Below are 23,884 nucleotides of genomic sequence, written 5' to 3' on the forward strand. Positions count from 1 at the left end.
TCTCCTATTTTTGTACAATATAGTCAGGGGTGGTCATGACCAACAGCACGGCGAGTTGCACACGCGTAAGGTAGCCGTTTTCTTCATCCGCAGGGATATTATTTAGAATTTTCTTAATAGATGCTTTGCTTGCCTGAGACAGCTGATTTGCAGTCAGGAGTAAGTTTAATCTGGCGATGAGTGCGTCAATATCATTGGCAAGTTTTAGCTCTTCATCATAGGTGGCTAAAAAGCTTTTTTGGTAATCCTCCAGACTGACTGGAATACGGGGGTTGTCGAATTCATCATTGAGATCGTCAGCATTGGCATATTGTTGTTCACTCGAAATAAAGTGCGTCATAAAGTTAACGTAGCCGGGAATAGATGTGGCATTAATTATTTGTAATTCTGGTGCCACTAACCCATTCGAAGCTGAGGTTGTGCCAGGTGCAGCATAACCAGGACGAAAGAAGTTAAAGACACTGGGTGAGCGGTATGGATGTTGGGCCAGCAAATTGGCTGGGCTGGTATCCCACAATATTGTTTGGAATTGAGGGGTAATGTTTTGCACATTAAAGGCCCGCATCCAGTGGGTAAAGCGTAAGATTGGCTCCCTGATTTTCCCCCCGGTATTTGAGGCGATATTTCGTGCTTCTTCATCAAATAAGATGGCAGCGAGTGTCGCGCTGAGGTCGCCACGTTGCCCCGTACCAACTGCGGTACCGTCTGGGAGTGTATATAGCCCTTCTTTAAATGCACTCACGGTGCGTGTTACATATGCACTACTTGGATTCGAGCTAACCAGTCGTTGTATTAATTGTTTGGTGATAAATGGCGGTAAATTCGGGTGAGCGAAAATATGATCTAGTGCCATGTTGATAGAGGTTTTTGCGTCAACTCCCGCTGGAATAGTGAGCCCGAGAAACGATTTTTCGTCATCGGAGTGGGCTTCTGGGTTGATGGCCATGGGCCGAGTAAAAACGTTATTGGCTATGGTTTCGTCATCGGGTTCGTTATAGTCAAGGCCGGTCATCACTTTTGCTAAGCCTGTGATATCTTTATTCGAATATAGTTCACTGGCAATACCGTCATTATCGGTTTTGATAGAGCCGTCGGTGTTAAGTTCAACAACACCTAGTGTAAATAACTGCAACAGCTCTCGGGCATAGTTTTCATCAGGTACTCGGCCAGTTGCAGGGTCCGATTTTTGGTTACCTAAATAGGTTAAGTAATGCCCCATTGCTGGGGAATAAGTGACTTCTTCTAGTAGGGTACGGTAATTACCAAAGGCATTATTAATTAAAATGTCTTGATATGAGGCAACCGCAGTAGGTTGATCAGTGAGTGTTTCGCCTCCTTTATTCGACACCACTAAAATTTCCGATAGGGCGAACGCCATACGCTGACGTAATTGGTCCGCGCCTGCAATACTGTTCATCCAAAAACCGAAGGTGGTTGACTCAATGAAGAATAAATCAAATTCATCGTCATTTTGTGTATCTGGTGGTGCATAACTTACCACTATTGGGAGTACGTTACTTGGGGACTCAGCGAGTTGGCTTTTAAACCACTTTGAGGCACTGGTATTGGTTAATGTCGCGATATCATTTGCAGTGGCGCCAAAAGTGGATTGTTGCAAAAATCGAGAGGTTTTTTCTGCATTTGAAAAAGTTAGATCTTCCTGAGTAATGGGTTGTTCTGGTGGCGGCGAGGGGGGAGGTGTAGGTATTGTAGTATCTATTGGTGTCACAGGTTGGCTGTTTTCACCTGTTGGTGCTGTGCTGGTATTTGTTTGTTCGGCACTAGAACCCCCTCCACAACCCAGCGTGAAAGCCATTAGTGTACTTAACATGATGCGTTGCAGTGTCACGTTTATTTTCATTAGACATTGACCCTTGTTAAAACATAGGATCAGTATACAAAGTAATCCTAATACGATGTTTTACACTTTACCGCAATGAACCTTACAATTTTGTAAGGTGCACTATTGTGATAATAGGGGGAGTTCTATATTAAAGACAGCGCCTTTTTGATTATTGAGCAATTGAATATGCGCATCATGTACTGTGCAAATGGCAAGTACAATACTTAAGCCAAGGCCGTTGCCTGGTTTCGCTCGGCTTACATCAGCGCGATAAAATTTATCAAAGACATGTGCTCTGTCATTTACTGCAATGCCTGGGCCGTTATCGCCAATCTGTAAAAGCGCTCCATTAGTATGACTTTGCAGGCGGATCCAAACATGTGCGTGTGGATGGCTATAATCGAGCGCATTTTCGAGTAAATTACAGATCAGCTGATTAATAAGATCCACATCAGCAAGGCACATAACATCGTTAACAATTGAAATTTCAAGTGTTCGCCCTGAATCAATAAATACTGGCTCATAGCTTTGCGCTAAATCTAAACTCAATGCAGAAAGATCTATTTTTTTAAAGCCTTGCTTATGTTGCCCCGATTCAATGGCGTTCAGTCTGACTAAATTATTGAATGTGGTGATCACCGAGTTTAAATCAGAGGATGCTTTCTCCAAGTGAGTTGATAAACGATCTGGATTAACAATATCTTGCTGCATACTATGCAGCCGATTTGCCACTCTGGTTAGAGGGGTTTTTAAGTCGTGTGCAATGCCAACTGACATGGTTTTCATGGTCTTATGTAAGTCAGCAATGTCATCCAGCATATGGTTGATGGATATGATCAGTTCAGTGAGGCTATCGGATTTAGGGTTATCTATATTTATGCGCTCAGAGTCTGGAGATTTAGCCACCTTCAGCAGTGCATGTTTGATATGTAACACACGTTGGCTATGAGTGAAATGAGCGATTGCTATAACAAGGAATATGGGTATCAATGTGAGTGCAATGAACCAAGATACTATACCAATGACCAATGCTCTTGCAGTCTGATAGTGATCATCTTGGCGTTGCAATATTGATAAAGCATAGGTGTCATTGAGGCTAAAATATAAGGATAAAGCCTGTTGCGGTTCGTCAATATGCGAGTTATACACAGTCCATTGAGGTGATGTAGAGCGGTTTTTGGCAAGTTCAGTGCTGCCTAAAAGTAGCGTACTATCACGGTATAACGCAAAGAGCAGTTCCTCTTCGTCAAATCGACTATCACTCTCTTGCTTGTGCCAAATTGGGTAGTCTTGCAGTGCGTACTCTTCAAGGACGGCTGTCAGACCCTCTTCATCAAATAAAACATGTAGGTCACTTCTTAGTTCGAGTAGCTCATTTACTTGCTCAGCCTTGATTTGTTGCAATGCGATTGTGGAAATTGTGCTAATAATAATGCTGATGGTAAACCAAAGCACAAGAGTGCGTTTGATCACCGGGGTTGCTGCGAAGGCTTTGAGTAATGACATAATGATTAATCGGAAATGATGTATCCGCAGCCTCTGACTGTTTTTATTAGCTCAGTAGGAAACGGTTTGTCGATTTTATTACGTAGGCGGCTTACATGGGTTTGCACTAAACTGGTTTTTGGGTCAAAGCTAAATCCCCATATTTGTTCTAATAACATGGTTTTAGTCACCAGTTGCTTTGGATTAAGTAATAAATACTCTAAGATCTGGTACTCTTTCGGCATTAATTCTATGTCAACATTGTCGCGCTTGACAGCTCGTGTCGTTCGCTCAAGTGTTAAATTAGCGATAGATAGTTCAGTACTGTTCTCTGTAATTGGTTGGCGGCGTGTTAAGGCTTTGAGGCGAGCATAAAGCTCAGAAAATGCAAAAGGTTTGACTAAGTAATCATCGGCACCAGCATCAAGTCCAGCAACACGGTCGGAGGTTTCTGATAATGCGGTTAACATAATTATAGGAGTGTGTACGTTACTTTTTCTTAAAATTCGAACCGCATCTAACCCATCCATATTAGGGAGAAGTCGGTCGAATATAATGACGTCAAATGGCTGCGTAGAAGCGGCAATCATAGCTCGCTCAGCATTATCACAGTGCTGAATAACATCTCCATATTGCGCGAGGCCATGAACAATAAATTGCGCAGTATCAGCGTCATCTTCGACCAGCAGTACTTTCATTTTTTGTACCTACACATGCAAAAAGAAAGGGGGTGTATTGATCATAATACCTTAAATAATGCGTTGCTTCTGATACAATTTTGTATAGTAAGCGGTGAAATTAGCACATAGCACCGCTTAGGCCGTGGGCAGTTAAAGTTACTTCCCTGCAAGCGGGCTTTTATACCCATCTGGTTTTAATGCCAACACGTCACAATCAAGGCTATCAATCACATGCTCTGCGGTATTTCCAACAAGGGCTGCGCTAAGCCCTGTTCGGCCAACTGTGCCGATCACAACCAACTCAGACCCTTTATTATTGGCCACTAAAGGGATCACATCCTCTGGTAAGCCTTCTTTTATTTCACATTCAGTTCGCGCAATATTGAACGAATCTGCTAAAGCAAAGGTTTCATCTTCGTGGTGCTTTTTAACCGCTTCATTGTATTGTGATGGGTTGAACTCCGGGATCTCAATGGCAATATTGACTGGGGTTGCGGGGTAAGTATTGACAAGGCTAAGTTGAGCATTGGCGAGCTGACAAATAAACTGAGCATCGCTAATAATTCGGCGATTTAATGCTTGGTGTTGCTCATTGTCACTGACTGAGTTGACCGCTGCGAGAATATGCCCTTGTTCAGGCCATTCATGATCTTTGACCAGTAGTACAGGCGAAGGGCACTTGCGAATAAGGTGCCAGTCGGTGGGCGTAAAAATCACTGATTTTAACGTGTCGTGTTGGTGCGTACTTTTAATGACTAAGTCATAGCCTTCATTAATAACGGTATTAATAACGGCTTCGTAAGGGCGGTTATGCCATAAAACCAAGCTGTGTACGTCTATGTCGTCAATGCTAGAGAGTAAGTCGTTGATCCAAGCTTCGCGATCTTTGATGACCGCTTCTCGCATAGCTTCACGTTCATCTCGAGACAACATGGTGGTCATTTCGTAAGAAAAGTCGTAAATTGATAAGAATGCGGTAATGTGCGCACCGGTTTTTTTGGCTAATGAAAGGGCGCGTTGCAAACTATTTTGCTGTGCTTTGGTTGGATCAATAACGGCAAGAATGCGTTTAATTTTATCCATTACGAACTCCTTAACATGCTTTATTAGCTAAATCAGTTACATTAAGTGTAACTGATTTAGCGCAAGGCGAAAGCTGTTATTGGGAATTCATTGCCCTAGATCAAAGAGAAATAGCTGCTGTTTTTGCTAACTCAGGAATATTTAAGATAGTAATGAATTTACCTTCAACCTTAATAAGGTCGGCTTTTTGGAAGCGGCTTAACAGTCGACTGATGGTTTCAACGGTCAGGCCTAAGTAATTGCCGATTTCGCCACGCGTCATGGTAAAACGGAACTCTTTACGAGAAAAGCCGCGTTCACCAAAGCGATTTGATAAATTATATATGAAGGTAGCAAGGCGCTCTTCTGCTGTTTTTTTATTTAATAACAACAGCATTTCTTGATCATAGTTAATTTCGTTACTCATTAACCGCATGATCTGTTGACGTAGTTTAGGTAGTTTCCCCGCCAGCTCGTCAAGGGTATCGAATGGGATTTCACAGACCATTGAGGTTTCAAGTGCTTGTGCAAAGCTTTGATGCTTCATCTTATTAATGGCATCGAATCCAACTAAATCACCGGCTAAATGAAAGCCTGTAATTTGCTCGTCACCTTGCTCTGAAAGTGTATACGACTTAAAAGATCCTGAGCGAACAGCATAAATTGAATTAAGTGGCGCGCCTGATTCAAACAAGTAATCACCCTTATGTAATGGCTTTTTACGCTCGATGATTTCATCTAGCTTATCCATTTCGCTGCCATTTAAAGTAAATGGTAAACATAATTGGCTGATACTACAGTCATTACAGCTAATTGTGCATTGACTCTTTGAACGTTTTTGATTGTTTAAATCCATAATAAATCCATTAAAATATGACGCTGAGTCTAGGTTAATGTACTAATCTATCGGATGCAATGATTAGTAGATAGATACCATACCAGATAAAAATACTACCTAACGCCCACCTAATAAGCGTTAGATTCAAAAAGCGGCTGAGTTGTTGTGCTGATTGTCCTACAATTAACATGGATGGTAGTGTACCTAGTGCAAAACTGAGCATAATGGCACTGCCATACCAAGGAGTAGGGGCCTGTAAAGTCCATGTCAGTGCTGAATAGACCAACCCACAAGGTAGCCAACCCCACAGCATGCCATACAGCCAAGTTTTTGGGTAAGTGTTAATGGGTAATAAGTGCTTATTTAGTTTCACTAAATGTTGCCAAAGCACGGTTTTACCCGCTTGTTCAAGCCATTTGAGTGAGCTGGCTAAGCGCATTACGTATAAGCCAACCAGTATCATAAATACACCACTGAATATTTTTAAACTCAGTGCAAATTCCGTATTTTGCTTAGCAAATGTATTGCCTAATGACGCCACTAATGCACCAGCAATCATATAACTTAATGCACGGCCTAAGTTGTAAAGTAATCCGACGGTGATGGGTTTGAGAGTTGTATTCGCCATTTGCAAGCTAGAGGCAATCCCCCCGCACATAACAATGCAGTGGCCACTGCCTACTAAGCCCATTATAAATGCCCCGAATAAACTAATCTCGGTCATTGGCGTTTTTGTGTTGTTCTTTGTCGTCTTCAAACAAAATACTATGACCTTGTTTGTTCAGATCTGAAAATTGCTCACTCCTAACCGCCCAAAAAAAGATACCGATAGCAATAATGACGAACAAAATAGCGATGGGAATTAAAATATAAATGATGCTCATAACTTTAATAACCTCAATGAATTACCAATCACAATGATTGAGCTGGCCGACATACCTATAACCGCGACCCAAGGGGGGACCATACCAAGCGCTGCAAGTGGCAAAATAGATCCATTGTATAACAACGAAATAGTTAAATTTTGCTTTACGATACGACGTGTTTGCAACGCAATTTGTTGCAATTGCAAAATGGCATTAAGGTCACTCTTTAACAATACCACATCAGCGGTATTTTTTGAGATATCGGCACCGGTTTCCATCGCGATAGACAGGTGCGCACTATTAAAAACAGGGCTATCATTTACACCATCGCCCACCATAGCAACAATTTCGCCCTGTTTAGACCACGCTTCAACAGCATGTTGTTTGTCCTTTGGTGAACAACTACTTTGTTGTGAGTCAAGCTTGAGCGCTGTCGTCAGCTTTGCACCTGCATCGGAGCTGTCGCCCGTTAATAAGTGGCAGCTCAAACCGTTATTTTGCAACTGGGCAATGACGTCGCTGGCATTTTTTCTGACTTTGTCATTGAAATAAAAGTCCGCGATTGCATGTTCATCTATGTATAAAGTTGCTTGTGCATTAGAGCGCTTTCCTTGATGCCAGCCACTTTTTCCAATTGCAATGGTTTGTTCGCCTAAAGATGCACTAATTCCTTTACCGGTATGCACTTCTATGTTTTTTAATTCATGATGTGTGTTTAAGTGTTCGCTAAATGCGGCTGCAATGGGGTGTTCAGAGTACCTTTCTAAACTGGCGGCTAAGGCAAGCACATCTTGTTCTTGGTAAGAGTCGCTATGTAACACCACTTTGTCTATAGAGAAATGGCCTTCGGTCAAAGTACCTGTTTTATCAAATGCGACACGTGTAAGTTTGGTTAAGGTTTCTAGTACATGGCCCTCTTTGATCAAAACCCCTTTTTTAGTCAGGGTCGCCACGGCGCAGGTGAGTGCGGTGGGGATGGCTAAACTCAGTGCACAAGGGCAAGTTGCTACTAAGACTGAAATAGTGATCCAAAAGGCCTGCTCAGGAGAAACGGGATACCAGCCAATGGCAGTAATTGATGCAAAAACCAATAAACAGGCAACAAACCATTGTGCAACTTTGTCTGTAACTTCGACTAATTTAGGTCGTTTCGACAGGGCTGAGTGTTGGAGTTTAATAATTTGGTTAAGCAGGGTGTTTTGCCCCACTTTATTAATTTGAATACTCACAACACCATCGTGATTGACGGTACCGGCAAACACTTGCTGGCCAAGGTGCTTTTTCACAGGTAAGTGTTCACCCGTCATCATCGACTCATCAACGGTTGTGGTACCTTCAATGACTATACCATCGGCAGCAATGGTTTCACCGGCTTTGATGAGTACTCGGTCATGGAGTTTTAGATTTTTGGCTGCAACGACCGCTTCATCGCCATTATCATCGATTTTACGTGCGGTCAGCGGCAAGAGTTTTTGTAAGTTAGCAGTAAACTCACTGGCTTTTAAACGTGCTCTGAATTCGAGGTATTTACCCAGTAAAAGTAAAAAGGTAAACATACAAATCGATTCGAAATAAACTTCACCCACTTCCATTACTGTAGCGTAACAACTCGCTGCATAGGCACCAAAAATGGCCAAAGAGACAGGCAAATCCATGTTGAGTTGTTTAGCTTTTAGGCCTTTAATCGCATTGGTTAAAAAGGGCAGTGCGGAGTAAAGAATAACGGGAGACGCCAAGATCAGGCTGATCCACCGAAAGTACTGTTCGAAGTCTTCTTCCATGCCTGAAAACATGCCAAAGTACATCGCAAATGCAAACATCATCACTTGCATTGTCATTAAGCCAGCTACGCCCAAACGGCGAATATAGGCTTTTGCGGTCGCTTGTTTTTGGTTTGCTTCTTCGTCTGCTTGAAAAGGGTAAGCTTTGTAGCCAATTTGCATTAACGCTTGAATGATATCACTCAAAAGCGTGTGTTCTTTGTTCCAGAGGATCATCGCACGGTGTGTTGATGTATTTACATCCACACGGGTGACTCCTTTGAGTGCCAGCAGTTGCTTTTCAATAAGCCAAGCACAGGCTGCACAGCTTATGCCCTCTACACTCAATAATACTTCTGACAAGTTACCACTGTCAGAGACGAAATCGGATTGAATATCTTGGTTGTCGTAACTTTTAATAATCGACAATTGTTCAGGAATAAGCGCGTCTACCTTTCCTGCACTTTCAGTTCTAAATTTGTAATAGTCGCTCATACCCTGTGCAACAATGGTTTCAGCAACGGCTTGGCAGCCAATGCAACACACAGGGTGTTGCTGGCCATCAAATAGCACCGTTTCATTAAATCCTTTTGGGACAGGCTCTAAGCAATGGAAACACGCTTTTGACATGGTGACTACTTATATTCTGGTGATATTTTTATGATTGTGTCGCTAGGTAATTGTAAGTTTTCTTTTAGTTTCCAGCTGCCATCCATAGGTTCAAGGAATACAGTGTAAGCGCCTTGTTCTATTGAATCTAATACAGCGGTAAATTCGCCATTGGCGTTGGCAAGTAAGTTTGTATTGAAGTCGTACTTTTGAATAGTACGATGATAAAACGATGCCTTTAATGCGTTAACTTTGCTGGCATCACCTTTAGTAAAGTGAAACTTGATGGTGTCGGCTGTTACTTGTAACTCTCCGTGTAAATAAAGTGCTTTGGCTTTATTGAACTTTGTGAGTTCGAGGTTAATGGCTTTACCTTTTTTATAATAGTCATCAACGACCATATCGGGGCCGTTGCCAACCGCAAATACGACTAATCCAATACAGGCAATAATAGTGACTACAGGGAAAAACATTAAAAACCAAGGCCAAAAGTTTTTATACCACGGGGTAGGATTCATAACGACTCAAAGACTTAAAAAGTGTGCAGGTATTTTATCCTATTTGCGGTGAAAAACCTAAAAAAAAGCCTCCAAATGGAGGCTTTTTTGATCTCGATTAACTCGTTATAATTTATTGATTATTTTGCGATAAGCTATAAACATAAGCGGTTAATAAGTGAACTTTATCTTCACCTAAGATCTCTTTCCATGCTGGCATTACACCTGCACGGCCGTGGTTAAGTGTTTCTTCAACTGCACGTTTAGAACCACCGTATAACCAAATATTATCTGTTAGATCAGGTGCACCGAATGGGAGGTTATGCGCAACAGAGCCTTTACCGTCCATACCGTGACAAGCCGCACACATTGCGAACTTAGCTTTACCTGCATCAGCATCTTTTTGGTTAACTTTACGACCTGAAAGGCTAAGTACATAAGCCGTCATTTCGTCAATACCTTGCTCACCAAGTGCGTCTTTCCAACCAGGCATCGCAGCTACACGACCGTTAAGCAGTGTTTCTTTGATTTGGTCAGGTTTGCCACCGTATAACCAGTCGTTGTCTGTTAGGTTAGGGAAGCCCATACCACCACGTGCATCAGAACCGTGACACTGTGCACAGTTTTGCGCAAACAAACGTTGACCAATTTCAAGTGCTTTTTCGTCTTTGGCAAGTGTGACCACATCTTGTTTAGCAAATGCTTCAAAGATAGGGCCAAAGCGCTCTTGTGCATACTCAACTTCTTTGTCTAGCTGTACCCAATTTCCGCTCTCTTTTGCAGCCTCAATAGCAGCTTTAGATTCTTCCATTGATTTAACACCTTGGTTTGAGCTGGTCCAATTAAGGAAACCCGCAAAATTACCAAGGCCAGGGTAGGCTGCTAAATAATACACAGACCAAACAAAGGTTGCGAAGAACATGTACGTCCACCATTTTGGTAGTGGGTTGTTTAATTCTTCGATACCATCGAACTCGTGACCACAGCTTTCACCTTCTTCAACACCTGCATAGTTTTTCAGGTTCCAAAGTAGTAAGCCTAAGATCAGAGCAAGACACGCAAGGGTTAATACGATAACCCAAATACTCCAAAAGCTAGTCATTTTTCAGACTCCTTTTCCTCGTTAGAGATTGTGCTGTCGTGCTTTTTCTCGTCTTCGAAAATCGCATTTGCAGCGCTGTCGAAACGATTCTTTGAGCGTTTGCTGTATGCCCAGCCAACAATCACAATAAATAGTACCAAAATTATCAGAGTCAAAATGCCTCTGTATGTGCCGTAATCCATAATAATTACTTCAAATGTGTGCCAAGTTGCTGAAGGTATGCAATTAGGGCTTGCATTTCGGTTGCACCAGTTCCGTTATTCATAGAATCGACTTCAGCAATTTGAGCAAGTAGCTCATTATCATCGCCGTAACCTTTTCCATCATACTTTGGTGATGCTTTATCAATGCCAAAATTGTCACGGAAGATTTGCAATTTCTTCAAAGTAAGAGACGTATCTACCTTGTTGCTATCTAACCACGGGTAACCAGGCATATTAGATTCTGGAACTACTGAACGAGGGTCCATCAAATGGGCGTAGTGCCAATCATCAGAATAACGTTCGCCAACACGCGCTAAGTCAGGACCAGTACGCTTAGAACCCCATTGAAATGGGTGATCCCATACTGACTCACCCGCTACAGAGTAGTGGCCGTAACGTTCAACTTCATCACGAAATGGACGGATCATTTGTGAGTGACAGTTATAACAGCCTTCACGCACGTAAATATCACGACCTTCCATTTCTAATGCCGTCAATGGGCGTAGGCCATCAACAGGTTTAGTTGTGTCTTCTTGGAACATAAGTGGTGTAATTTCTACCAGTGCCCCAAAGCTGATTGCAAAAACAGTCAGTATGGCCATCAGGCCAACGTTCTTTTCTACAATTTCATGTTTATTGGCTAATTTTTTATCGCTCATACTCTACACCCCTTAAGCCATTTTTGCGTGTGCATCGGTAGCAAGTGTGCCACTTTTAGCATTCACAGTGCGGAACACGTTGTATGCCATTACAAGCATACCAACAACGATGAATACACCGCCTAGGAATCGCATAATGTAGAATGGTTTAGATGCTTCAAGCGATTGTACAAAGCTATACATCAATGTACCGTCAGAGTTTACAGCACGCCACATTAGGCCTTGCATTACACCTGAGATCCACATTGCAACGATGTATAAAACAACGCCCACAGTGTGTAGCCAGAAATGTGTGTTAACGAGCTTAACGCTATACATGTTGCCGTGGCCAAATAATGCAGGAATTAGGTGATAAATTGCACCGATAGAGATCATCGCAACCCAACCTAGCGCCCCAGAGTGCACGTGGCCAACAGTCCAGTCAGTATAGTGTGACAATGCATTAACTGACTTAATTGCCATCATTGGGCCTTCGAACGTTGACATACCATAGAACGAAAGAGAGACAACTAAGAAACGTAACACTGGGTCAGTACGAAGTTTGTGCCATGCGCCAGATAGCGTCATGATACCGTTGATCATACCACCCCATGAAGGAACGAATAAGATAATCGACATTACCATGCCTAAAGACTGCGTCCAGTCTGGAAGTGCTGTGTAATGAAGGTGGTGAGGACCAGCCCAAATGTAAAGAGAAACCAATGCCCAGAAGTGAACTACTGACAAACGGTAAGAATATACAGGGCGACCAGCTTGTTTAGGTACGAAGTAGTACATCATACCTAAGAAACCAGCTGTTAATAAGAAACCTACTGCGTTGTGACCATACCACCATTGAACCATCGCATCGACTGCGCCAGCATAAATTGAATATGATTTAGTTAACGACACAGGCACTGCCATGCTGTTAACGATGTGCAACACTGCAACCGTAATAATGAAACCAGCATAGAACCAGTTTGCTACGTAGATATGAGAAACTTTACGCTTGATCAATGTACCAAAGAACACAACCGCATAGGTGATCCAAACAACCGCAATTGCGATATCGATTGGCCACTCTAGCTCTGCGTATTCTTTTGACGAAGTAATACCAAGAGGAAGCGTAATAGCTGCCGAAACAATGATTGCCTGCCAACCCCAAAAGGTGAACGAAGCGAGCTTGTCGGAAAAAAGTCGCGTTTGACATGTACGTTGAACAACATAGTAAGATGTTGCAAAAAGTGCACTAGTACCAAATGCGAAGATAACTGCGTTCGTGTGTAACGGACGTAGTCGAGAGTAAGTTAACCATGGTGTATCAAAGTTCAATGCTGGCCAAGCTAGTTGGGCAGCAATAAGAACACCAACACCCATGCCAACGATGCCCCAAATCACTGTCATGATAGCGAATTGGCGTACAACTTTATAATTGTACTCAGTTTGTGATGCTACTGTCTGGCTCATTTTCTGGATTCCGCTGCAATTAATGCGATTAGAAATGAATTACCTGCATAAACAGGCCCTGCTTTATATTTCAACAAGCTTGCTTAAAAATGAAATTGCTTGACAATTTCATTTGAAACCAACCTGAGAAACCCTTATTTTTGCAAGGAAATAATAATTTTTTTGCAAAAAAAAAGATACCTCAAACGCGTAAAATTATGACTTCAATCAAATTTCACTCCATTCTTTGCTCAGTTATTCATCATTGTAGCGTAATATTAAAATCTGCATTACTATGCATCAGTTTTTATCGCCTAAATTAGGATAAATAATGCTCAAATTATGGTTTTTCGTACTTGCCGTGTTGAGTTTTGTGAGCGCATGCTCTGACCCTACAGCTATTATACATGAAAGTTCAGAAAAAAGTGAAAGTTTAAGTGAAATAGAAAACTGTACAATACAATCTCCTTGTACCAATGCCGCAAAATTACTACTTTGGTACTCTTCTAAGTTAATAAAAGGAGAGGAAGAAATCGGTGTAACAGTCACTCTTCCAAGCGATATGGTGATTAAGTCTGCTTTTTTAGCCGGAAAAGAGATGAATATGGGGTATATTCCGGTATTTTTTGAGCAAGAAAAAAATGGTCAGTTTTATGCAACAACCATGGTTGGCCTTTGCACAACACAAGTGATGCAATGGAGATTGACACTTAACGTAGTCGACAATACCAATCAGGAAAAGTTGTACGACTTTCCTTTGTATGTAATTCAGTAGTAAACGGTGACAATGAAGATGAATAAAGGCCATGTAATAGAGCATATAAAATTTGCACTAGAGACAAAGCTGGCAGAAGCAAAACAAGCGGCAGACAGTGCGCATCAAGATGCAACACATGAACAAAGCGCAGCAGAAACACAGTACGACTCTTTAAGTATTGAGTCAGGGTATTTAGCGCATGGGCAAAGTGAACGGGTGAATGAGATCCATAAATCGATTTCGCTGTTTACCCATAGCTTTAGCCAAGACCCTGAAAAACGGGCAAAAGAAGGGAGCCTTGTGCAACTCATTGATACAGATGATAAGACGCACTGGTTTTACTTAGGCCCCAGCGAAGGCGGGTTAAAAGTGACTGTTCAGCAACATGCTATTTTGGTGATCACACACGGATCTCCTATTGGACAAGCGCTGTTTAATAAAGAAGTTGATGATGAAGTGGTGCTTACTGTGGGCGATCGTACTCAGCACTTTGACGTTGTGGCAATTTTATAACCAAATAACGATAAAGTTTGCAAGGAGTTAGTCGATATCTATTGTTATTGACTGGTTTTTGAACTAAACGATCGCAAGGAAAAAGCGGTGAAAATACAGCAAACTACTTTATACAAGCCCCAATTGACAGGTATGCATCGCCCATCAGCGGTGAATACGGGTCAAATTAAACTGACTGACGCAGAACGCTCGCTGCTTGATAAAGAAGCAAGCAAATATACGCAAAATAACGTGACTACCTCTTACGCTGCGGATAGTGCGGCACTGTCGAAGCCTTTTGGGTATGTGCCGTATGTTAAAATCGATATGTCGGGCGAAGGTAATGAGCGCGAGTATCGCTACGGTGAATTAAATAATAAGCCAGATATAGACGCATTTTTAGATCAATTAGACAGGTTCAATCCTGAACAGCGCGACATCATGAAGCAGTATGAGCCGTCACAACGGTTGCTATCTATTTTAGAAAAAATGGACGATGAAACACTTAGCCAGTTTACACAGGTACTAGAAGAGTCATTTCCACGCTTTTCACTGATGAATAATAAAAAAGCAGACGAGTTATTCAAGGCACTTGATGGTATGTCACCCGATAGGTTGAAAGACACCATAGAGACATTCGGTGTACTCGCTGAACAAGCTAAGAATGAGCAAAAGCCGGTACCTTTGATCCCCACAAATGAGGAAGGCAAAGAGCCGATTTTAATGCACGTGCCACGAGCAGAAAACGGCTTTAATGTGGCTTTTATGAGAGGTGATCAAAGTAAACACTTAGTTGATGCCTACACTGACGTGCTGTTACGGTCGAGCTACAGTGATGATGACCTCAGCACCATTAACGCCCATCTAAAGGAAGGGGACTTTGAAAAAAGTCGCGGCATTATTGATATGGCAAAATTGGTGTCGCATAACGATAAAAGGGCCTTTTTTGATATGTTAAATGAAGCGGACGACAACGGCCCAAATAATATTTTCAATTACGTAGGCCAGCAAGTGAATTACGACGCACATTTAAACTATTACAAAAGCTCAGAGGGGCAATTCGTGTCATTGGACGATGCCATGCCTGATGATGGTGCGCGTAAAAACTTCCATAAAAAATTATTACATGCGTATGAAGCATTCGGATTAAGCTGGATGAATGACATGGTTGAGCAAGTTAATGAAAAGCCGCCGCAAATTCAGGCTGAACTATGGTCTAACTTGATGACGGATGTAGTAGAAAAACCGCATTTATTTAAAAAATCAGACTCACTTGAGCAGTGGGCTAGCGCAAATATAGCTGACGTTGAGCAGCGTTTTCATGCCCGGCAAATAGATGATATTCATACTTATTCTTACGAGCTGGATGAACCCAAGGTATTGGGTACCCTGACATGGGCCGAGCGTTATGAGCACTGAATTTAGCGGTGGGTGATAACCGTTAAAGTGTGATGTGAGTTAACGCTCAGTCAGCAAAAAACAGCAGAGCGAGACGTTTTTCTCATTAAAAGTTGCGCTATTTATGCGATGGTTTTGCTGATAAAGCAGCGCCCACAGCCGCCCCTATGCTTACGCCAAACGCGCCACCCATTGCAATACTAAATGCTAAAATATCAAAAATAACCCCAACCGTGATACCCACGCTGGAGCCGACTCCAGCGCCTAAGGCAATACATAGCCCCATCTTTTTTTGAGTTTGTGCTCGTCTATTTTGCTGCATTGTTATATTCCTTTTTAATTCGTCCGTTTGGCCCTGCTTATGGTTCAGGCGATGCGCTTTACATTATTCGCGGATGGCTGAGTAGTCAATTGTTTTTAACTCAAGTATTTAAAAGCACACCTTAAAACTACACCTTAAAACTTAAAATAACGCACCTGTAAACTGATGAGTGTTATTTTTTAATTTCATGATTTATATGGTTATAAAAATATATTGGTTATCTTGAAATAATGCGTTTTATATGGCGGATATATAGCACTAACCAGCTAAAAATCAGTATGAAGTCACTCGTGTGTCAGGTGTTTTTTTGCCGGAAAGGTTACTGTTCTCTCTCGTTCAATCATACATCAATAATAGCTGCCGAATTAAAAACAATAAACAAGTAATAGCTATTATTGGCTTCACAACAAGGTAAATTATGAAACGTATTGGTATTTCAACTGTGTTATTTTTTTCAACCATCATGTTGAGCGGGAATAGTTATAGCCAAGTTAAAACTATAGCGGGTGATGCACGTTATTTTGGTGAAAAGCCACCCGGCTTAATACCTAAAGTGTTCGAGCCCAAGGTCGTCTCACCAGAGGGGTTATTTGAAAGCGGTACATTTACCCCAGACTTAAAAACATTCTACTTTACAAAAGCAAATGGTAAATATAAACAACGGACATTTTTTGTTATTCGCTATGATGGTAAACGCTGGGGGCCTGTATCAGAAACACCAATAAGATGGCCGCAATTCTCTCATGATGGCAATAAAATGTATGTCGCTAAGAAATATAGAGAGCGGATAGGTGACAGATGGTCAGAGTTAAAAACTCCGGGAGATTTTTTAAAAGAAAACGCGCATGGCTTATCAGTGTCATTAAATGGCACTTATTACTTTCCTTTTTTCAAAAAAGAAGATAATGGACATGGCAATTTGGGTTATTCGCGTTTAATTGATGGCACATACGAGAACCCAGTGAAGTTAGGGCCTGAGATAAATCAAGGGGACTATATCGCCCACCCTTATATTGCACCCGATGAATCTTATCTGATCTGGGATGTGGTGCGTGAAGATGGCAACGGCCAGTCGGATCTTTATATTAGCTTTAAAGATACAGATGGCGCTTGGCGAGCAGCTCAAAATATGGGGCCTCACATAAACACTAATCTTCAAGAAAGTTCTCCAATCGTGTCACATGATGGTAAATACTTGTTTTTTATTCGAGGTGATTGGCACTATAGAAAAGATGGTAGTCGCTATTATGTTGGTAAACAGCATTGGGTGGATGCAAAAGTGATAGCAGCACTTAGGTCCAAGTGAGTCAGCCTGTAATAATGAATCGGTTATAAACAGCCCTTTATAATACGTCAGTAAGGCATTAGCTTACTGGCCTATTATAACTGAATGCTTCACCTATCTATTGGGCTTAAAGTATAGCTAAATCGACTCCCAATCACATGCGTGTAGAGTTCGGTTGTTTTTAAATCGGTATGGCCTAACAGCGCTTGCACAGTTCTAATATCAGTACCATTTTGTAATAGTTGTGTGGCAAAAGAGTGGCGGAATGTATGCGCTTTAACGTGTTTGGTAATTGGCGTGGCTAACACAGCCTGCCTTAGCTGTTTTCTAAAGGATGTTTCATGAATGTGATGTCGGCAAATATAGTTGTCATACGGGTGCACACAACGCGTAGATGAAGGAAATAGATATTGCCATGCAGTATCTTTTGCTGCGTTGCCGTATTTTCGTAATAAGGCAGGCGGAAGTGAAGTTAAGCCATATCCCTCAGACACGTCTTTAGTATGAAGTAGTTTCACCTGCGCTATTTGTTGGGTTATTGCCTGGTTCAGTCGCTGTGGCAGCAAAGTATATCGGTCTTTTTTACCTTTTCCTCGAAATACAAAGAGGGAATTGTCATTTAGGTTAATGTCTTTTATGCGAAGTTGGAGTGCTTCATTTATTCTTAGCCCACACCCGTAAAGTAGCGAGCCGATTAACCAGTACTTTCCATGTAGCGGCGCAATTACTTGCATGGCTTCTTCATGGGATAACACCGTGGGCATTGACTTCTCTCGTTTAGTAAACGAGTAGCGAAGATTTTTAATGTCTTTTTTAATTAACCTCAGGTTTGGATAAGGGTTTTGGAGCAGAAAATGTTTTGAAAACAAACTTACATACAATCCAATGATGATATTTTACTCAATATCAAGGCGCTTTTATGCAGTAATAGCGGGCTATTACAAATGAAAGCAACGCCGAGAGTGAGAAAATAGCTTTATTGGGCAAATTCGCTTATCCAGAGCTGAGGTTAATTATATCGATACAGAAAAATAATGGCACATAAGGCCTGATTTTGAGTAGCGCCACTGACGAGCCTGTTGACTGCTAAGTGGTTTAGAAAGCGCTCAATGTCAGGGTTGCTCATATCCTTAGGGTGTTTTTTATCATTAAAAATGATGAATGACTTGATCCAGTATAAGTACACTTTCTCAGTTTTAATACTATAGCGCCTTGTACGCAGTTCGGTTCGAACAGATTCAAGAAAAGGAGAGGAAGACATAATAAGCTCGATAACTGTATTTATATACAGTTATAATTTAGTTTGTGAAAATTGCGAACTTTGCTTCTCGTTATGTAATTTTAAAAATGCGCGTTTAAATTAGCATGTGAACATAATTAACTGAATTATATGTGGTTTTTACTTTAGTAAAATTACATAACGACCCAACTGATGCTCGGTTAAGTAAATTCTCGGGTTCAGAAGGTGTTACAAGGTGATTGTTGTGTGTGAGGGAAAGTGTTAAGTTACTAATATATATTAAATTAATTAGCGGTTCTGATTTTCTCTGCACGACACAAGGGCAGGGTGTTTATCGACATTCACGCTAAAACGCTGTTGAACTAAGCCGCTACGCGGAGATCCTACTCTCAGCATTTGAGCCACACTTTCTCTGAGTTATTTCACAACTTAGAGGTCAAAAATGCATACACTCATTGAACAGGTCAAGGCAGAAATAACCTATCGAGGTTATTCACAAAGAACAAGTAAAAGCTATTGCGCGCACTTACTTAAACTCAGAAATTACTTTAATAAATCATTGGATTTAATTACAGATGAAGAGTTGAATTCATTCTTTCAAGATCCGGCGATTCGCAAGCTTTCTCGGGCAAGCCAAAAGTTACAGATAAACAGTATTTGGTTCTTGTTTAAGCACATTTTACATCGGCCATTGAACTTAGATATTACCTTACCAAAAGCGAAGTCTCGAGCACCCATTTATTTATCTCGTAGCGAGATACAACGGCTGATAGAAAGCTGCACAGACATGCGATTAAAGACGCTAATTATCGTGTGTTATGGCTGTGGTTTACGTATTGGTGAGCTATTGCGCATTAAAGTTACAGACATAGACGGTAAACGAAAAACCATTTTAATTGAGCAGGGTAAAGGAGATAAATCACGTTACGTTGTTGTGTCAGAGAGTGTATTGAAGCAGTTACGTTGCTACTGGAAAGTGTACCGTCCATCAGGCTGGATGTTCTATTCTCGATGGCTTATGGACAAACCGATGTCGCCATCGAGCTTTAGAAAGTCATTAAGGAAGCAGTCACACAGCATTGGTTTGCAGCAGTGTAACCCGCATGCACTTCGCCATGCTTACGCGACACATCAACTTGAGTCAGGCATGCCGCTTCACCAATTGCAACATCAGCTTGGTCACAGTGATATCAAAACGACACAGAGTTACTTGCATTGGTTACCTGAATTAGGCCATGGCGGCATTGATTTACTGGCCGATTGGGCAAAACAATGAGTAGGTTACACCTTGCTGATATTTTAAACTTAGGGTTAGATGATTATCGGCAACACCACTCTCTGAATTACCAGCAGACACGGGTTTGCCAACATCTTCAATCATGTAGGACAGGCAAGTTAGGGTATCAATCATGGCAATGTGATACGTGTGGCGAGGTAAAACAGGTCGGATGCAGCTGCCGAGACCGACACTGCCCACGCTGTCAAAGTATGGCAACAGCACAGTGGGCGCAAAAACAGCAAGCCCGTTTATTGCCTTGTCGTTACTTCCACCTTGTTTTTACACTGCCACATGAGCTGAATATTGTTGCACGCTATGACCCAAACACGCTTTATCAGTGTTTATTTAAAGCAGTATGGGACACCCTAAGTAAATTTGCACAGCGTAAAGGGCATGGGCAGTTAGGGATGACAAGCGTTTTGCATACATGGGGACAAACCTTAAGTCAGCATATTCACTTGCATTGCTTAGTACCAGCGGGAGGGCTAACGCAAACTCAATGGCATGAAATAGAACAGGGCTACTTATACCCAGTTAAAGCATTATCAACAGTATTTAGAGGGAAAATGCTTGCGGCCTTGCATGCGCAAGGTACTTCGCTGACACATATACACACACCAGCTAAATGGTGTGTGTATAGCAAAGCGTGTTTAACATACAGTGATAAGTTAGTAAGTTATCTAGCACGGTATACCCGAAAGGGCGCGATGTCAGAATCGAGACTGGTGTCGGTGAATAAACACAGCGTGCGCTTTAAATATCGAAACTATGCCGATAAACACAGCGAAAAGGTCATGACACTGAGTTGTAGAGAGTTCTTACGGCGCTATTTACAGCATGTGCTGCCAAAAGGGTTTATGCGCATTCGTCACTATGGCTTTTTAGCCAATGCATGTTGCAAACGAAAGTTAGCGTTGATAAAGGCACAAGGGCCCAATCTATGTAAAGTGAAGAAGAAAAAGGCGGAAGCTGCGTCACCATCCCCTCATTGGGCTTGTGAAGTATGTAAAATAGGGGTCTTACGATTTAGTGAAATGGTTAATTCAAGTGAAGAGACAATGAAATTAGCGCGAACGAGTTAGCAGCAGAGCTTGCTGAATTAAATCAACGCGTTAACCTGCTTAAGTGTTCGGGCTAGAAAAGTGCGTGCGCGGTGAAAATATCATTGATAAATCGGCGAAAATTAGCTCTAATGGCAGGATAAAACGTACTGAGTAATGCAGGGATTGCTTAATCACGAAAGACAAGCCGATAAAATAGGCTCGAGACAAGTTACGCCACTAAAAGCAAATTCCCATAGCATAAATAACACCAACTCTGACACACCGAGCAGGTAGCGGCTCAGTCCAACAAGCGATTATGCAGCACAAACAACGTGCTGCATAAATACTAAATAGTTATAAGCCCTTGGAGCTATGATGTATGAATTGGGTTTGGGTATTTAATAAAAATAGTAATGGCTTTTCTGGTGGTGTTTTTAGCACGTTGGAATTGGCTGAAAGCTGGATAAAAGAAAATAAGTTAAGTGGGCTAATTACGAAATACCCCCTTGATCAAGGTGTATTTGATTGGGCTATAGAAAATGACATGCACAGCATTAAAAAAGAAAAATTGGCCGAAAAGAGTAAACAGCCAAATTTTATAGGTGGTTTCACAACTGCCAGCCAAGAACATTACCATTATGAGAATGGGGTTCGTTTATAAGGCTTATAACAAGGTCATCAAAAGCGGACACAAAACAGCTGGCTTGTGCTCGTTCCTCGCTTATTTTAGCCAGCTATTTTGTGCCGTTTATGGCGGCGTTGGTATGACTCCCACTGTCAAGTTAAACACACTGATCCCTGCTTAACTATAAGCCATAATCTCTCAATTCGAATTAGAGCGAGTTAATACATAGGATGAAGCAAGTAATTTCGTCGGTTTTCATGCTGATATTCGTTGGTTACTCACTTTCGTGAGCAGAGCAGACCTTACTTAGTTCGACGTGGCACCTGTCTTCAGTCTATGTTCGTGGTTCAATGCTGTGTTTGCAGCATTGCCATCCTAACGCCGTCGGTGTTTGTGCCACACCCGATGCCTGACCCAATGCATTAACTCTAATTCGTTCATTTTAAGCGGATACCCGTGCTAAACGTAATCTTGGATTAACGGGTATCAATACTACTTCTTTTGCAATTGCCCAGATATACGCAATCATTTCTCTGGCAATAGCAGTGACAACAAGGTTGTAATGCTTGCCTTTATTTATAAGCTTTTTATAACGTTTGCAGAGTCTTAATTGTGCTTTCCATGCGATATCAACAATTTGCTTTGGCAAGCCTTCTTGTCGTTTTTGTAGTTCAGTCGATACGTTGGCAGCATGGCGATAACTATGCGCGCCTTCAACTAATAATCGCCTTGCTCGACCATTGCCACATTTAGTAATTGCACCAATATGCCTTTTACCACCGCTTGAGTGTTCACTTGGTACAAGGCCAAGGTAACTCATGAGTTTACGCGGATGATCGAAGCGGGTTAAATCACCAAGCTCAGCCACAACGCCAGCGGCGACAAGTAAGCGAACGCCGCGCATGGCTTGAATGGCTTTAACAACGGGGTAATAACGCCATTGATAAATATGATGAGATAGTTCGTTGTCGAGTCGGCCCAATCGTGGAGTTCGCTCGTTTATAGTTTGAATAAACTCTTGTAAAACGATTTGTTGTGCAGGGTGTGGCAACACAAGTTCGGTGAGCCAACGTAAGTGTTTGAGAGACCAGTTTGCTGTGCCTGCATAGTTAATATTATTGCGAAGTAACAGCGCTTTTAGTTGGTATTTGGCATCTTTTAAATCCTTCATGGCGACTTCTCGAGCACGAGATAAATCACGAATAGCTTCATCTTCAGGCTCGGGGACATAAATAGGGGTTAAGTCTTCAGATTTAAGATGCTTTGCGAGTTTTAGTGCATCACGTTTGTCAGTTTTAATGCGTTCACCAGGCTTTTTAGGTATTAAAGAGGGGGCAACCACGTAACAGCAATGTCCAAGAGAAGTAATTAAACGGTAAATCCAGTAACCACAAGGGCCAGCCTCATAAACGAAATGCAGAGTTGCATTAGGGTATTTAGATTCAAATTGCCTGATAAGCTTTTTAATAGCGACTTTAGAAGAAGGAATTCGGCCGTGATGGATAGGTTGAGCGCCGCGTTGCTCTTCAATATAAGCCACTTCATTAAACTCTTTATGAGTATCTAAGCCAATGAAAAGTATGTTATGTTTGCTCATGCTAGCCTCTGCTATTTAGTTATTTGACAAACTAATTATGGCTCTGGCTTTAAGCTAACCCACGAAAATGCGGAGGCTAGCACCGTGTGGGAGTCATTATGTCTAGGTTACTTATGCGCAGATTCCAGAATATCAGCAAAACTCTAAATAAGGAGTTAACTGAAAAATTTCCAAATATTGATTCTGCAACTTATAGCGCAGCTCATAAAGTAGAAGGTTTTACATACTTAGCTGTTTCTGTGTTTGAGCAGTGGTTAGGGAAGGATGATTACCATTTTCTTGAAAATGTTTCTGATGAAGAAGATCGAAAAAGAACTTCTAAATTAAACCTGTTAAGTGAAAAGTTAATCGAGATTACAAGGGTTTATACTTATAGATTCAAAGGTAAAAATGCTGATAGAGTAGCTTTCAAAGAGTTTAGAAGTCGAGAGTTATTAAAGCATTATTGTAGTGGTACAAATGACGAATATTTTAAAATTGCCATTCCTGAATATGAGTGTATTTACTTAGGAAGTGAGGATTATACAAATATTATATATTATCGAAACATCGATAAATTGAACGAATTCTTAGACTTAATTTCTGCTTGTGGTTTATATACAATAGAGCATTGGGAACAGTAACCTAACAAATAAGGATAGGTGTCGCGCAGCCGACACCTTATCTGGGTGTTGAACAAGCCCGAAGTGAGTTTTATAGCTTATTTATAGTAAATAGTGATGAATATATTTTTCTATTTGTAGCGGCGTTCATTTATTTTAGCCGAGTGGATGCACTTCTTGCGTTCAGAAGTTAAATTAATATATCTATATCAATT

Annotated in this window: 25 protein-coding genes; 8 read left to right on the forward strand and 17 right to left on the reverse strand. The window is 41.5% G+C overall.

The features are described from left to right. Positions 1–4: 4 nt before the first annotated feature. From BGP78_RS07010 to ccoN, 13 genes are all read right to left on the reverse strand, one after another. The gene (locus tag BGP78_RS07010) at positions 5–1,861 is read right to left on the reverse strand and encodes a DUF1800 family protein (protein WP_119860728.1); all 1,857 of its coding nucleotides are present in this window, start codon (positions 1,859–1,861) and stop codon (positions 5–7) included. A gap of 102 nt (positions 1,862–1,963) precedes the next feature. Then, entirely contained in the window at positions 1,964–3,349 is a 1,386-nt protein-coding gene (locus BGP78_RS07015) for a sensor histidine kinase KdpD (protein ID WP_119860729.1), read from the reverse strand. 5 nt (positions 3,350–3,354) lie between these two features. Further along, positions 3,355–4,026 (reverse strand): response regulator transcription factor, encoded by a 672-nt coding sequence (locus BGP78_RS07020; protein WP_119860730.1) that lies wholly within the window; start codon positions 4,024–4,026, stop codon positions 3,355–3,357. 138 nt (positions 4,027–4,164) lie between these two features. Beyond that, positions 4,165–5,091: a universal stress protein UspE gene (uspE, locus tag BGP78_RS07025; protein WP_119860731.1), complete on the reverse strand. Its 927-nt coding sequence runs from the start codon at positions 5,089–5,091 to the stop codon at positions 4,165–4,167. A gap of 100 nt (positions 5,092–5,191) precedes the next feature. Next, complete coding sequence (locus BGP78_RS07030; RefSeq protein WP_119860732.1) at positions 5,192–5,926, reverse strand: FNR family transcription factor; 735 nt, start codon at positions 5,924–5,926, stop codon at positions 5,192–5,194. A 34-nt stretch (positions 5,927–5,960) separates the two neighbouring features. Further along, positions 5,961–6,632 (reverse strand): sulfite exporter TauE/SafE family protein, encoded by a 672-nt coding sequence (locus tag BGP78_RS07035; protein ID WP_119860733.1) that lies wholly within the window; start codon positions 6,630–6,632, stop codon positions 5,961–5,963. Next, complete coding sequence (gene ccoS, locus BGP78_RS07040) at positions 6,619–6,792, reverse strand: cbb3-type cytochrome oxidase assembly protein CcoS (protein ID WP_119860734.1); 174 nt, start codon at positions 6,790–6,792, stop codon at positions 6,619–6,621. The genes BGP78_RS07035 and ccoS overlap by 14 nt, the downstream gene beginning before the upstream one ends. Then, a complete protein-coding gene (locus tag BGP78_RS07045; protein WP_119860735.1) occupies positions 6,789–9,164 on the reverse strand; it encodes a heavy metal translocating P-type ATPase in 2,376 nt (791 codons plus the stop codon). The genes ccoS and BGP78_RS07045 overlap by 4 nt, the downstream gene beginning before the upstream one ends. Positions 9,165–9,169: 5 nt before the next feature. Further along, the gene (locus BGP78_RS07050; RefSeq protein WP_119860736.1) at positions 9,170–9,661 is read right to left on the reverse strand and encodes a FixH family protein; all 492 of its coding nucleotides are present in this window, start codon (positions 9,659–9,661) and stop codon (positions 9,170–9,172) included. A gap of 112 nt (positions 9,662–9,773) precedes the next feature. Further along, positions 9,774–10,742, reverse strand: coding sequence for a cytochrome-c oxidase, cbb3-type subunit III (gene ccoP / locus BGP78_RS07055; RefSeq protein ID WP_010362721.1), 969 nt, complete (start codon positions 10,740–10,742; stop codon positions 9,774–9,776). Then, positions 10,739–10,924, reverse strand: coding sequence for a CcoQ/FixQ family Cbb3-type cytochrome c oxidase assembly chaperone (locus BGP78_RS07060; protein WP_010362722.1), 186 nt, complete (start codon positions 10,922–10,924; stop codon positions 10,739–10,741). The genes ccoP and BGP78_RS07060 overlap by 4 nt, the downstream gene beginning before the upstream one ends. Before the next feature lie 5 nt (positions 10,925–10,929). Then, a complete protein-coding gene (gene ccoO / locus BGP78_RS07065; protein WP_010362723.1) occupies positions 10,930–11,604 on the reverse strand; it encodes a cytochrome-c oxidase, cbb3-type subunit II in 675 nt (224 codons plus the stop codon). Between the two features lie 12 nt (positions 11,605–11,616). After that, positions 11,617–13,050 (reverse strand): cytochrome-c oxidase, cbb3-type subunit I, encoded by a 1,434-nt coding sequence (gene ccoN / locus BGP78_RS07070; protein ID WP_119860737.1) that lies wholly within the window; start codon positions 13,048–13,050, stop codon positions 11,617–11,619. A 310-nt stretch (positions 13,051–13,360) separates the two neighbouring features. Between ccoN and BGP78_RS07075 the strand changes: the two genes are divergently transcribed. The 3 genes from BGP78_RS07075 to BGP78_RS07085 all read left to right on the forward strand — a co-directional run bounded on the left by BGP78_RS07075 (position 13,361) and on the right by BGP78_RS07085 (position 15,697). Further along, the gene (locus BGP78_RS07075; RefSeq protein WP_119860738.1) at positions 13,361–13,804 is read left to right on the forward strand and encodes a hypothetical protein; all 444 of its coding nucleotides are present in this window, start codon (positions 13,361–13,363) and stop codon (positions 13,802–13,804) included. 18 nt (positions 13,805–13,822) lie between these two features. Next, on the forward strand, positions 13,823–14,299 hold the full coding sequence (locus BGP78_RS07080) for a GreA/GreB family elongation factor (protein ID WP_119860739.1): 477 nt from the start codon (positions 13,823–13,825) through the stop codon (positions 14,297–14,299). Positions 14,300–14,386: 87 nt separating this feature from the next. Next, positions 14,387–15,697, forward strand: coding sequence for a hypothetical protein (locus tag BGP78_RS07085; protein ID WP_119860740.1), 1,311 nt, complete (start codon positions 14,387–14,389; stop codon positions 15,695–15,697). A gap of 97 nt (positions 15,698–15,794) precedes the next feature. On the opposite strand, the gene BGP78_RS07090 is transcribed toward BGP78_RS07085, so the two are convergent. Beyond that, the gene (locus tag BGP78_RS07090; RefSeq protein WP_119860741.1) at positions 15,795–15,998 is read right to left on the reverse strand and encodes a hypothetical protein; all 204 of its coding nucleotides are present in this window, start codon (positions 15,996–15,998) and stop codon (positions 15,795–15,797) included. A gap of 418 nt (positions 15,999–16,416) precedes the next feature. On the opposite strand from BGP78_RS07090, the gene BGP78_RS07095 reads away from it, so the two are divergent. Then, positions 16,417–17,304 carry a PD40 domain-containing protein gene (locus BGP78_RS07095; RefSeq protein ID WP_119860742.1) on the forward strand — a complete coding sequence of 296 codons (888 nt, stop codon included), beginning with the start codon at positions 16,417–16,419 and terminating at the stop codon, positions 17,302–17,304. Between the two features lie 89 nt (positions 17,305–17,393). On the opposite strand, the gene BGP78_RS07100 is transcribed toward BGP78_RS07095, so the two are convergent. Next, on the reverse strand, positions 17,394–18,164 hold the full coding sequence (locus tag BGP78_RS07100) for an integron integrase (RefSeq protein ID WP_310732131.1): 771 nt from the start codon (positions 18,162–18,164) through the stop codon (positions 17,394–17,396). A 128-nt stretch (positions 18,165–18,292) separates the two neighbouring features. Further along, a complete protein-coding gene (locus BGP78_RS07105) occupies positions 18,293–18,544 on the reverse strand; it encodes a site-specific integrase (RefSeq protein WP_119860744.1) in 252 nt (83 codons plus the stop codon). Positions 18,545–18,965: 421 nt separating this feature from the next. On the opposite strand from BGP78_RS07105, the gene BGP78_RS07110 reads away from it, so the two are divergent. The 3 genes from BGP78_RS07110 to BGP78_RS07120 all read left to right on the forward strand — a co-directional run bounded on the left by BGP78_RS07110 (position 18,966) and on the right by BGP78_RS07120 (position 21,506). Next, positions 18,966–19,799 carry a tyrosine-type recombinase/integrase gene (locus BGP78_RS07110; protein ID WP_119860745.1) on the forward strand — a complete coding sequence of 278 codons (834 nt, stop codon included), beginning with the start codon at positions 18,966–18,968 and terminating at the stop codon, positions 19,797–19,799. Then, positions 19,796–20,884: an IS91 family transposase gene (locus BGP78_RS07115; RefSeq protein WP_119860746.1), complete on the forward strand. Its 1,089-nt coding sequence runs from the start codon at positions 19,796–19,798 to the stop codon at positions 20,882–20,884. Before BGP78_RS07110 ends, BGP78_RS07115 begins: the two co-directional genes overlap by 4 nt. Before the next feature lie 340 nt (positions 20,885–21,224). Then, entirely contained in the window at positions 21,225–21,506 is a 282-nt protein-coding gene (locus tag BGP78_RS07120) for a hypothetical protein (protein ID WP_119860747.1), read from the forward strand. A gap of 406 nt (positions 21,507–21,912) precedes the next feature. On the opposite strand, the gene BGP78_RS07125 is transcribed toward BGP78_RS07120, so the two are convergent. Next, a complete protein-coding gene (locus BGP78_RS07125) occupies positions 21,913–23,067 on the reverse strand; it encodes an IS110 family transposase (RefSeq protein ID WP_119860748.1) in 1,155 nt (384 codons plus the stop codon). Between the two features lie 98 nt (positions 23,068–23,165). Here BGP78_RS07125 and BGP78_RS07130 point away from each other — a divergent pair, with 98 nt between their 5' ends. Further along, positions 23,166–23,690, forward strand: a complete 525-nt coding sequence (locus BGP78_RS07130) for a hypothetical protein (RefSeq protein ID WP_147386065.1) — start codon at positions 23,166–23,168, stop codon at positions 23,688–23,690. Positions 23,691–23,884: the final 194 nt, after the last annotated feature.

This window comes from Pseudoalteromonas sp. MSK9-3 (genome assembly GCF_003590335.1).
Classification (GTDB): domain Bacteria; phylum Pseudomonadota; class Gammaproteobacteria; order Enterobacterales; family Alteromonadaceae; genus Pseudoalteromonas.

Bases quoted from the DNA above. Each gene is read 5' to 3' on its own strand.
- BGP78_RS07035 (WP_119860733.1), bottom strand. From the start codon at position 6,632: ATGACCGAGATTAGTTTATTCGGGGCATTTATAATGGGCTTAGTAGGC.
- BGP78_RS07020 (WP_119860730.1), bottom strand. From the start codon at position 4,026: ATGAAAGTACTGCTGGTCGAAGATGACGCTGATACTGCGCAATTTATT.
- BGP78_RS07090 (WP_119860741.1), bottom strand. From the start codon at position 15,998: ATGCAGCAAAATAGACGAGCACAAACTCAAAAAAAGATGGGGCTATGT.
- BGP78_RS07045 (WP_119860735.1), bottom strand. From the start codon at position 9,164: ATGTCAAAAGCGTGTTTCCATTGCTTAGAGCCTGTCCCAAAAGGATTT.
- BGP78_RS07080 (WP_119860739.1), top strand. From the start codon at position 13,823: ATGAATAAAGGCCATGTAATAGAGCATATAAAATTTGCACTAGAGACA.
- BGP78_RS07015 (WP_119860729.1), bottom strand. From the start codon at position 3,349: ATGTCATTACTCAAAGCCTTCGCAGCAACCCCGGTGATCAAACGCACT.
- uspE (WP_119860731.1), bottom strand. From the start codon at position 5,091: ATGGATAAAATTAAACGCATTCTTGCCGTTATTGATCCAACCAAAGCA.
- ccoN (WP_119860737.1), bottom strand. From the start codon at position 13,050: ATGAGCCAGACAGTAGCATCACAAACTGAGTACAATTATAAAGTTGTA.
- BGP78_RS07115 (WP_119860746.1), top strand. From the start codon at position 19,796: ATGAGTAGGTTACACCTTGCTGATATTTTAAACTTAGGGTTAGATGAT.
- BGP78_RS07120 (WP_119860747.1), top strand. From the start codon at position 21,225: ATGAATTGGGTTTGGGTATTTAATAAAAATAGTAATGGCTTTTCTGGT.
- BGP78_RS07075 (WP_119860738.1), top strand. From the start codon at position 13,361: ATGCTCAAATTATGGTTTTTCGTACTTGCCGTGTTGAGTTTTGTGAGC.
- BGP78_RS07050 (WP_119860736.1), bottom strand. From the start codon at position 9,661: ATGAATCCTACCCCGTGGTATAAAAACTTTTGGCCTTGGTTTTTAATG.
- BGP78_RS07130 (WP_147386065.1), top strand. From the start codon at position 23,166: ATGTCTAGGTTACTTATGCGCAGATTCCAGAATATCAGCAAAACTCTA.
- BGP78_RS07110 (WP_119860745.1), top strand. From the start codon at position 18,966: ATGCATACACTCATTGAACAGGTCAAGGCAGAAATAACCTATCGAGGT.
- BGP78_RS07125 (WP_119860748.1), bottom strand. From the start codon at position 23,067: ATGAGCAAACATAACATACTTTTCATTGGCTTAGATACTCATAAAGAG.
- BGP78_RS07060 (WP_010362722.1), bottom strand. From the start codon at position 10,924: ATGGATTACGGCACATACAGAGGCATTTTGACTCTGATAATTTTGGTA.
- BGP78_RS07030 (WP_119860732.1), bottom strand. From the start codon at position 5,926: ATGGATTTAAACAATCAAAAACGTTCAAAGAGTCAATGCACAATTAGC.
- ccoS (WP_119860734.1), bottom strand. From the start codon at position 6,792: ATGAGCATCATTTATATTTTAATTCCCATCGCTATTTTGTTCGTCATT.
- BGP78_RS07105 (WP_119860744.1), bottom strand. From the start codon at position 18,544: ATGTCTTCCTCTCCTTTTCTTGAATCTGTTCGAACCGAACTGCGTACA.
- BGP78_RS07095 (WP_119860742.1), top strand. From the start codon at position 16,417: ATGAAACGTATTGGTATTTCAACTGTGTTATTTTTTTCAACCATCATG.
- BGP78_RS07010 (WP_119860728.1), bottom strand. From the start codon at position 1,861: ATGAAAATAAACGTGACACTGCAACGCATCATGTTAAGTACACTAATG.
- ccoO (WP_010362723.1), bottom strand. From the start codon at position 11,604: ATGAGCGATAAAAAATTAGCCAATAAACATGAAATTGTAGAAAAGAAC.
- ccoP (WP_010362721.1), bottom strand. From the start codon at position 10,742: ATGACTAGCTTTTGGAGTATTTGGGTTATCGTATTAACCCTTGCGTGT.